The organism is Peribacillus sp. Bi134 (genome assembly GCF_918698065.1).
Classification (GTDB): Bacteria; Bacillota; Bacilli; order Bacillales; family DSM-1321; genus Peribacillus.
Genome location: NZ_CAKKLN010000023.1, coordinates 1 through 9877 on the forward strand (window position 1 = coordinate 1; position 9877 = coordinate 9877).

Consider the following 9877-nt stretch of genomic DNA (forward strand, 5'->3'; position numbering starts at 1 on the left):
GGCGGACAGTTTAGTTCACGGGATCAAGTCCCACGCACCCGTACGTCCTACTCTGGCTACTGATATAATAGATTCTATTAAAAAAAGGTCAACCAGTAATTTTTACTGGTCGACCTTATAATACGAAGCACCCGTTAGTTCATTAATTTTATTGTAGAGTTGACATTAAACTGTGAGGTATTTAACTATAGGGGCAGGTTATTTTAAAATGGTTATAGAATAGAACGATGATACAAAATAACAAATTATATTTCCAGAGGTGTTTTATGGGGAAAATTGTTGCTATTGGAGGCGGCGAAATCAATTTAAAAGAGACATTTCTTATTGATGAATTTATTGTTGATTTTTCTGAAAAACCAAATCCAAAATTGCTATTTATTCCAACAGCAAGTGGTGATAGCCAAACTTATGCTAATACAATTCAAAAAGTTTATGGTGAGAAATTAAAATGTAGTGTAGATGTCTTAAATTTGATTAATAGTAATCTTTCTCCTGCGATGATTAAGTATTGAATTCTAACAGCAGATATAATATATGTTGGTGGTGGAGATACGTTAAAAATGCTAGAAATATGGAGAAGTAATTATATTGATAATTATTTATTTGAAGCATATCAGAAAAATATTGTGTTAGCTGGAATAAGTGCAGGGTCAATTTGTTGGTTTTTAAAAGGACATAGTGAAAGTGATGAAGTATATAATAGCAAAGGTAATTGGGATATAGCCGAGCCAACTGGAATAGGAATTATCCCCGCAATTCACTGTCCTCATTACAATGAAAAAGGTAGCGAAACTTTTGATAAAAGTATGAAATCAAGTAGTATTCCAGGTCTTGCAATTGATAACAATTGTGCCTTTGTAATAATGGATGATAAATATAGAATAATTAAATCTGATCCACAGAATAAGGTATTCTTATTTAATAACATTAGAGGGGTTACTGAAAAGAAAGAGCTAGTTTCAGAAAAGTACAAACCTCTTACAGAAATATTTCTTTAATTAACTTTTTCAAGTTAATTAAAGAAATCGACACTTATATTATGAATAAGTCTATCTTCCGATAAAATATACTAAAACAAACTGGGGTATTTAATTCTATAAAGCTAATATTGCTTATTTAGCCTTTATAAATACCGCACAGTCCGACTACACTACGCTTAATGAACTAAACTGCCCCGATAGTTCCATAAGAAAAAGCTGCCTTAGAGACAGCTCTGATCTTCAGCTAACGCACTCGTTAGTTCATTAAGGTATTATTACTTATTCCAATCTTTAGCTAACATGCCGTAAACAAAATGGTCAACATAATGGTCATACAACCATTCTGCTTGTCTGATACAACCTTCATTAACAAAACCTAATCTTTCAGGAATTCCTCTACTTTTCGTATTCTCCACAGCAACCCTAATTTCAACTTTATCTAGTTTCAATTCATTAAATGCATAATCAGTCAATGCCTTAGCTACTCTTGTCATAATTCCATTTCCTTGATATTCTTCTCCGAGCCAATAACCAATATATGCAGTTTTATTTGACCAATTTATTTGGTTATAACCTGCTACACCAACACTTTGTCCCTTATACATAATAACTGTATTGACACTCTTGTTTTCAGCAAAACCTTTTAAACAAAAATTAATGAACCCTTTTGTATCTTCAATTTTTGTTGTATTATCCAGCCAAGGAAGCCATTCTCGTAGATATTCTCTGGATTGATTTGTTATTTCGAAAACTCTTTCTGCATCCTTTAATTCTAACAGTTTCAATGATAACTCCTCATCAATCTTATGTAAGAACATACTTATCCCCCTGATTTTTCTATTGGTTTATTTTGTATATTACCATATATGATTAATAGATAAATCACTTGTTTATTATGGAGTTAATCTGCCCCGTTAGTTCAATAAGAAAAAGGCTGCCGCAGCAACCTTCCTTAATGAAGTAAAGTACCCTTTAATTAGACAACAAATTAAACTTATCGATTTATATTCTTAGTCATACCAATGGTAAACTTCTCAAATCCAAAAGTTTCATAATATGATTCCAAACTTTCTACACACATAAGTTGAGGAATTACTCGATTTTGCTCACAATGTTCAATCATTCGATTCACAATTTCTTTGCCGATTCCTTTGGACTGGTAGCTCGGTAGTACACACACTCCACATACCACTCCAGTAATCACACCATCTGAAATAACACGTCCCATACCCACTAACTGTTGTTTATCAAAAGCATAAATTGCATACCAGCTTTGAGTGCACATTTGTTTCAAATCATTAACTGTTAATTTAAGTGAATTCCATCCTAAAGATTCATATAATGTTAGTAATTGCTTAAAATTTTCAGGTAGTTCTATTGTATAATGTATAGGTTTTTCCATTTAAGCACCTCCCTGGATTTTTATATCTTACAGCTTAATCTCAACACATAATTTGTATGATTTTCACATCCGCAATCCTACCCCGTTAGTTCCGTAAAGAAAAAGCCGCCTTAAAGACAGCTCTGATCTAAAGCTAACGCACCCGTTAGTTCATTAGTAAAGTTCTATTCAAATAATGTAACTTTTGGGTCTATCCCATAACAATGAACAAGCATAGAGTGTAATTGGCCTCTGTGATGATAAACGTGAGCTACGATCTCTAACAACCATTCATATCGTGAGTATGTAACACCCCAGTAAGAAGTAATTTCCTCTTGAAGTTCAACTTCTGTAAAATTCATAAATTTATCTTCTAAAAATTGATGATTTTTTATCAATGCTTCTTTCATCTCACTTAGACTCTTATATGAAACATTTGAATAAAATTTATTCATCGTGTCTTGAGATACCCCATCTGAAATAAGCGAATCAGCTTCACAAATAATAGCAATGTGTTCTAACAGCTCTCCTATGGAATGCTTATTGGGTGTAGGTCTTTTTTGCAAGTCATTTTCTGCTAACTTTTCTATCATCTCAACAATTGTCGTTACAGCGACTTTAATTTGATGCAATGCACTCTTACAATATGTATTCATCTTATCCTCCTTTACTTCTAATAAATAAGAATATAAATTCATATTTCGTTTTAGCTTAATCCTTAGTCAACTATCCTGCCCCTTTAGTTGCTGCCTTAAAGACAGCTCCGACCTTCAGCTAACACACCCGATAGTTCATTAAGCAGAGTTATTATTTTTCTTCTACATTACACAAATCTTCTGCTATCTGCTTTATTCTTTTAAATCCAAGTCCTTCTCTTTGCTCTAAGGATAACGGGTGTTGTGTTGGTTCTAATTCTATAGAAGGACGTAAACCTATTGGACGAGTGTGAACCATTGTTTTTAAGTTTAATGTTTCAGGATAACAAGGAATAGAAGTTTGCAGCCAACCAAACATTGGTTTCAAATCCTTTTCTCTGCCTTCAACTTCCCAATACTCCATCATTTTATCAAAATTCGTTTCACTTAATGAAACCCAAACATCCCAAATAAAAGGACCTTCCCCATCTATTACTGGAAGTTCAATATAGCCACGAATAAAGAAATATTCATCATCAATAATACACACATCTTCATTCATCTCAATTCGTTTTTCTTGTTCTTCGAATGGTACTTCTTCATAGTAATCAGGAACAGGACTTCCATAACTCAAGGGAAGTTCATCGTGATAGTTTCCACAACTTTTACATTGATAACCAACTTTATAATTGCTCATTTTACATCCCCCATATATAAAACAATAGCCTTATCTTATCTCAATATTAACCCAAAAAGATAATGCTAAATTTGATAATTTTGCGTGATACGTTGGTTGAATAACATAGAATTCTTATTGAACTATGCTGCCCCTTTAGTTCCATAAGAAAAAAGAGCTGCAAAGCAACTCCCTTATTGAAGTAAAGCACCCGTTAGCTTAATAACAAAGTGCCTAAATCATTTACGGATGGTCTCTAGTCTCAGCATACAAATCAATCATATATTCACTATTATTTTCTGCCCCTTCTTCATCAAGTTCAAGGTCATCAATCCATTGATAATAATGTCCCACCTCGTGGGCAATAGTACCAAGAATAGCTGCAAGTGCATTATCTCGCCCATTCTCCGCCAATAATTCTAAATAGTCACCAGTAGCTATTCTTATATATGGTTCTTCACTTTTGTCAAAAGGACCAAAAAATGTACCCGATACTAATTCTTTATCGAACCTGCTTTTAATTTGATAATCTTTTTTTAGATATACAACAACTCGAATGGGAAATTCAAATTCTATTCTTAACCACTTTGCAAATTCTAGACAAGCCCTTCTGACTTCTGGATAGACGCCTTGTTCACATCTTATTCTTAATCCTTGTCGTGGGTAATCTTCCTTCATTTAACCACCACCTCTAACATACCTCTGCTATACATAAAATAAAAAGGAATTATGCCTTTTATTTATTAGACTTCTTTAACTAACCCTTTAGTTCCATAAGAAAAAGGCTGCCTTAGCTCCTCCCTATTTGAATCAGGAATGAATATGGTAATCTTTTAAACTGATTTTAGTTTTTCTTTTATGGATTGTAATTTTTTGAATTTCTTATCGTAGCTTTGTCTTTCTAACATCTTGTTTACTAATTCAATGGCATCTTTTTTGCGATTTGCCTGTAAATAAGCTTCAACTACCTCGTCAAACCCTTTAGAGTACGGAAACTTTTCTTCTTTTGCTAGTTCAAATGATATATCAAAGTAATCTGTTGCCTTTTTACATTGTTCTAACCTTAAATACATTCTGGCATTAGCTAAATTTAATTCAGCACGTTCCAGATTAGTAAGTGTATCTAATTCTAATGCTTGTTTTCTTAGATCAAGGGCTTTTTCATATTCCTTTTTTTCTTCAAGATAAAAAGCTTTGTCATAGAAATGTCCAAACTTTGTTAAAGGTCTTTTGGATTTATAAATTCTATATACGATATAAATTAGAAGTAATAGTAATGCTATCAAGTATTTTTCCCCCTAAATTAAATCTCCTTTATTGAAGTAAAAGCACCCGTTAGTTCATTAAGAAAAGTCTCCGTTTGTTGTATATTTGTAAATTCAAGTAATTCATTATGAGCCTTGTTCTCTTAGAAATAATGCTACCTGTTCGTTTCCAAATCGCTCCGCAAATGAGAGAGCAGTATTTCCTTCATCTTCTTTAACGTTGATGTCTGCACCTTTTTCCACTAAATACTTTACTGTTTCTAAATTCCCGTAGCAGCTAGCTATAATCAATGGAGTAGTTCCATCGCTAGACCTAATATCAATTTTGGCATCGTTATTTAACAAAAATTCCACTAGTTCTATACGATCTTCAGAGGCTGCTTGATACAAAGGGGAAAAACCGTAATTATCCCTGGTATTGATGTTAGCTCCCATAGATAAAAGGAATAGAATAATCTCTTTTTGGCATTCTTGTGTTGCCCAATGGAGTGGAGCCCACCCATCCTCATCTTTGTTATTTGCATCTGAATCATTTCGTACTAACCGTTTCACTTTTCCAAAATGACCTTCGTAAATGGCTCTGACTAATTCTTCTCTAATCCTCTTTTTAAGTTTTTTTCTAATTCTTCTTTTCATAGGTTTCCCCCTTAAACTAATTAATTTTAACCCATCATTAATGTAGCCTCTAGGGTGATTGCAGTTAATTCAACAATCCTGCCCTGATAGTTGCATAAAGAAAAAAACTGCCTTTTTAAGACAGCTCCGATCCTAACCTAAAGCACCCGTTAGTTAAATTAGAATAGTGGTATTTCAATTCCCATTTATGTCATTGAAGATATATAAACCTACACCCAATATAAAAATAAGAATAAACACAATCCACTTTGTATAATACCAACCCTTTATTCTATCAATAACCACAGAAAGAGTAATAATAATAAGAGATATACCCAAGGATACACCCAATGCTGTCCATATGTTCCTATAATGGATAGGAAGTAATTCAGTTAATAGATAAACACTTCCAAAAAAAAACAAAATGCCTGGAGGCTGTTTCCTTTTATATTTTTCAGTTCGTTTAGGATATAATTCCATTTACTCTTACACCTCAATTATAATTCCTAAAGTGATAATGTTAAATTAACTCATATATTCTTCAACTCTTGCTACTGTTAGTGGAACAAGGTACTTACATTTAATAACTGTAATTTTATTATATCATCTTAATGAACTAAACTGCCCCTATAGTTGCATAAGAAAAAGCTGCCTTAAAGACAGCTCCAATCTTCAGCTAACACACCCTTTAGTTGAACAAGACAAATGTTTAACTCGTTAGCTTAACATTGAATTATTTCTTCATTTTTCTTAATTGAAAATATATTAAAACAGAAAGAAAAAAGCAGATTATGCTTATTATTCTTTCGACAATTTTATGGTCGAAAAACAAAAAAAGGTACTGATGCTATATCTAAGATTAGTTGTATATTAGGTACATCAATACCCATAATACCTAATATTACAGCACCTATAATAATACCAGCACAGCACAATACTAATATAATTAACAATTTTACGATATGTAATATTAAAATAAACGTTCTCTCAAAAAAATTTTGAAACATATAAACCTCTTTCTAACTACTTCTTATATAAAAGCAATTATAGGCTACTCTCCAAACTAGTAAAACAAATAAAAAACCCCAGTTTGTTCTTCAACTAAACTGCCCCGATAGTTGCATAAGAGAAGGAGATGCTGATCAGCTCCTGATAATGAAGTAGAGCACCCGTTAGTTGAAGAAGACCGATTGTAGAATTTTACATCAACTGTACATTAAATGAAAAAACCACTCATCTGCATTTGAGTGGTTGAAAATCAAATTGAAAGACGGGCAGACAATGAATATTAATCGTTGGGATTTATTATGGCTAATACCTGATGATCCTCCCAACGATCATTTATTTTTATATTTTGTTTTGCAATTCCTTCTTTATGAAAACCAGCCTTTTCTAAAACACGTATTGAACCTATGTTATGTGGCATAACTCCAGCCTCAATCCTATGTAAATTAAGAGTTCTAAAAGCATAATCTACAACCAATTTAACAGCTTCTGTAGTGTAACCATTACCATTATTTTTTTGATCTAAGTAATAACCTATCGTTGCACTTTGAAGGGGACCGCGAATAATTTCAAAAAGGCTGATAGTTCCTATTAGTGCATCATTCTTTTTTAGAAAAATCCCAAACTGGTATTTAATATTTTCTTTTGATTTTTGTTCCCAAGTTATTATTAATTCCTTTTGCTTTTCTAAAGAATAGTAGTTAGATGGACGTTTTATTGAGAATGGTTCAAAGAAATCCTTATTTTCCACTAGCAATTGTAGTAAATTTTCAGCATCTGATAAATTAAGTTCTTTTAAATAGACCATCTCACTGGAAAACACAATTAATCCCCTTCCTTAATGGAATATATTTCACTATATACTATCTATCAACAGCAAAGAGTATTTGTTTTTGCACAGTTCGTCTACACTACGCTTCTTCAACTAAACTGTCCCGTTAGTTGCATAAAGAAAGGCTGCCTTAAAGACAGCTCTTATAGAAGAGAAGAAAAACATATATATTCTTATAATTTTTTTTCATATTTAAATAACTGGAGTTTTTCAGTAACTTGTACTTCACCTATTTTTATATAACCTAGCTTTTCATAAAAATGGTGATTTTTTTTGTTTAAATAAGGAGTATATAAGCTCCAATCTTTTATAAACGGAAATTCGGACTCCATTAACTTGATTATCTTACTTCCAAGTCCTTTATTTTGAAATTCATTTCTTAAGAATAATTTACTTAATCTTAATCGGTTTTCATCCAAAGGGCGAATATCTATTGCTCCAATAATAGCATTGCCCGACAATATAGTGTAATGAAAAAAACGCTCAATGTTTTCGATTAATTTTGCTTCCGTTTCATTTACAGGGGTTGAATCGTGGTCTTCATATAAGGCATAATCTTCTGCAAAAACTTCTTTTTGTATAGCTAATAAATCTTCGACTTCATTCAATTTGGTCTTTTTGATACTGACTACCACCAATATTCACATCCCTATTGATAAATGATATAATATTCCAAATAATAACATATATCATAAGGGATAAATACAAAAACCATTCTTTTCATTAGAATGGTTTTCAGTTTTTTAATATATTCTTATTCAACTATCCTGCCCCTTTAGTTCCATTAGAAAATGGAGCTGTTTCCAGCCCCATAAAGAAGTTAAGCATGCGTTAGTAGCATAAGTAAGAGGTTTGAAAAAATAGCCTGTATATATTTGAACGATGAATAACTTACCTATTTTCTTGTGTTTGTTTGCACCATATACAGAAAATCGGGAAAAACGTAATCAAAAACGTAACTAAGTTTATAAATTCATCAAAAAATACGTTAGAAACATTGATATATCAACAATTTAATAGGTTAGTTTATTTAATTTAGGTATATTTTTCCAATTATTTTAAATTATTCTATATTAGTTCATACGATAAATACAATGTTTCTTAACTATCGCAATTGACTAGAATTGATTTACAACCATTTAGAAACGTAACCAAAACCGTAACCATTTTTATAAAAAACTCGTCAAGCGTAAAATTGAAAGTATGAATTAAAGCAGCCGTTTCTATATTGGAATGCGTTGCTTTATTTTTTATTGGAGCACATCAGAAATGTTTAGCTGTGGTAAGAAAACTACTAGCAATAAAAGCTATTAACCTAAACGCTGGTAGCTTGCTACATTCCATCTATGCTTATTAATCAGCTTTGTGTGTTCAGAAAACCATTCTAAGCGATTTTCAAACTTTCTAATGATGATTGATAAGCTAATTTGTCTAAGGCTAACTCTAACTCATCATCTATCTATTTTTTCATATAAATAATTCCATAATTGCGTAAACCTGTAAACCTTTTAACCTATAAACGTTGATATAGTAGGTTTTTTATAGGTTTACTCATTGGTTTACCTTTAAGTTATTAGAAGGAAATTCAGCGCATTGGTATTCCCTGACTTTCTTTGAGTGTGGGGTGTTGAGAAAGTATCTTGCTGAAAAGATCGAGACTTATCTTTTTATTCAGCTACCTAAGCCAAGTGAGTATCCATATGTTTTAAAAATTTCTGCTGGAGATTACTGGTGTATCCAAAATAACGGCTGGTCTATTGATTCTGCTACTGAAATTTTTAGTGAGGAATGGATATCTGATGACGAGTTTTTTGTCACCGAATCTGAAATTTATGGGAATAATAAACTCTATCATCAATTGAAAAAAGAACTTCGAATAAGAAAAACATAGGGAGATTTTAGTCTTCCTATGTTTTCATTCATATTATTTATCTGTTTGTTTTTGCTTCTTTTTCAAATACTCCGCACGTATTTTTTCAAGATGCTGCTTTTTATCAAATTTGGCAGGCGTCTGTTTTTCATGAAACTTTGTCACAGCTACCTTACCTTTGGTATCCAATTGATATTTTCCCACTTTGTTCACCTACTTTGCTTGTCTTTAAAGAAAATCTATTCAACAAATATAATATACCTTATTTTACTGAAGTAAACCTTATTACTTTATTAGTGTACTGCTAACTTTGCATATATATCAGTAAAAACATTAAAAACTTAGTAAAATAATTCATCGCCAAATGGTATTCATTTCATTGCTATAATCAAAATAAAATGCCTTGACACTCTGCATAAGCCTCAATAATTCTATTTCTTGTTTGTTCAGCTCTCTTCCAAAGGTCCAATTGTTCGGTAAATAAGGTTTAAAATATTAAAACAATCTAAGTCTACTCCATCTTTTAAATGGTTCTTAATGCTAATAACCATTACGTTCTCGATGACTGCCCCTTTAGTTCCATAACAAAAAGCTGCCTAAAAGACAGCTCCGATCTTC

The 9877-nt window shown here is 32.0% G+C and carries 11 protein-coding genes and 1 pseudogene; 2 read left to right on the top strand and 10 right to left on the bottom strand.

Annotation, left to right across the window (positions count from 1 at the left end; translation table 11 throughout):
* Positions 1–266 precede the first annotated feature (266 nt).
* Positions 267–998, top strand: a pseudogene (locus tag LQ188_RS26510) (Type 1 glutamine amidotransferase-like domain-containing protein).
* A 257-nt stretch (positions 999–1255) separates the two neighbouring features.
* Here LQ188_RS26510 and LQ188_RS26515 read toward each other — a convergent pair.
* The 9 genes from LQ188_RS26515 to LQ188_RS26555 all read right to left on the bottom strand — a co-directional run bounded on the left by LQ188_RS26515 (position 1256) and on the right by LQ188_RS26555 (position 8024).
* Entirely contained in the window at positions 1256–1798 is a 543-nt protein-coding gene (locus tag LQ188_RS26515; protein WP_230178938.1) for a GNAT family protein, read from the bottom strand.
* Positions 1799–1974: 176 nt separating this feature from the next.
* A complete protein-coding gene (locus LQ188_RS26520) occupies positions 1975–2382 on the bottom strand; it encodes a GNAT family N-acetyltransferase (RefSeq protein WP_230178939.1) in 408 nt (135 codons plus the stop codon).
* 164 nt (positions 2383–2546) lie between these two features.
* Positions 2547–3017 (bottom strand): DinB family protein, encoded by a 471-nt coding sequence (locus tag LQ188_RS26525; protein WP_230178940.1) that lies wholly within the window; start codon positions 3015–3017, stop codon positions 2547–2549.
* A 151-nt stretch (positions 3018–3168) separates the two neighbouring features.
* Entirely contained in the window at positions 3169–3693 is a 525-nt protein-coding gene (locus LQ188_RS26530; RefSeq protein WP_230178943.1) for a DUF2199 domain-containing protein, read from the bottom strand.
* 222 nt (positions 3694–3915) lie between these two features.
* The gene (locus LQ188_RS26535) at positions 3916–4350 is read right to left on the bottom strand and encodes a hypothetical protein (RefSeq protein ID WP_101226090.1); all 435 of its coding nucleotides are present in this window, start codon (positions 4348–4350) and stop codon (positions 3916–3918) included.
* A gap of 155 nt (positions 4351–4505) precedes the next feature.
* Positions 4506–4958, bottom strand: a complete 453-nt coding sequence (locus LQ188_RS26540) for a hypothetical protein (protein WP_101226091.1) — start codon at positions 4956–4958, stop codon at positions 4506–4508.
* A gap of 105 nt (positions 4959–5063) precedes the next feature.
* The gene (locus LQ188_RS26545; protein WP_101226092.1) at positions 5064–5573 is read right to left on the bottom strand and encodes an ankyrin repeat domain-containing protein; all 510 of its coding nucleotides are present in this window, start codon (positions 5571–5573) and stop codon (positions 5064–5066) included.
* Positions 5574–6840: 1267 nt separating this feature from the next.
* Complete coding sequence (locus LQ188_RS26550; RefSeq protein WP_101226095.1) at positions 6841–7380, bottom strand: GNAT family protein; 540 nt, start codon at positions 7378–7380, stop codon at positions 6841–6843.
* A gap of 182 nt (positions 7381–7562) precedes the next feature.
* Positions 7563–8024 carry a GNAT family N-acetyltransferase gene (locus LQ188_RS26555; protein WP_230178945.1) on the bottom strand — a complete coding sequence of 154 codons (462 nt, stop codon included), beginning with the start codon at positions 8022–8024 and terminating at the stop codon, positions 7563–7565.
* Between the two features lie 992 nt (positions 8025–9016).
* On the opposite strand from LQ188_RS26555, the gene LQ188_RS26560 reads away from it, so the two are divergent.
* Positions 9017–9280 (top strand): hypothetical protein, encoded by a 264-nt coding sequence (locus LQ188_RS26560; protein ID WP_101226097.1) that lies wholly within the window; start codon positions 9017–9019, stop codon positions 9278–9280.
* A gap of 33 nt (positions 9281–9313) precedes the next feature.
* On the opposite strand, the gene LQ188_RS26565 is transcribed toward LQ188_RS26560, so the two are convergent.
* Positions 9314–9463 (bottom strand): hypothetical protein, encoded by a 150-nt coding sequence (locus tag LQ188_RS26565; protein ID WP_094246623.1) that lies wholly within the window; start codon positions 9461–9463, stop codon positions 9314–9316.
* Positions 9464–9877: the final 414 nt, after the last annotated feature.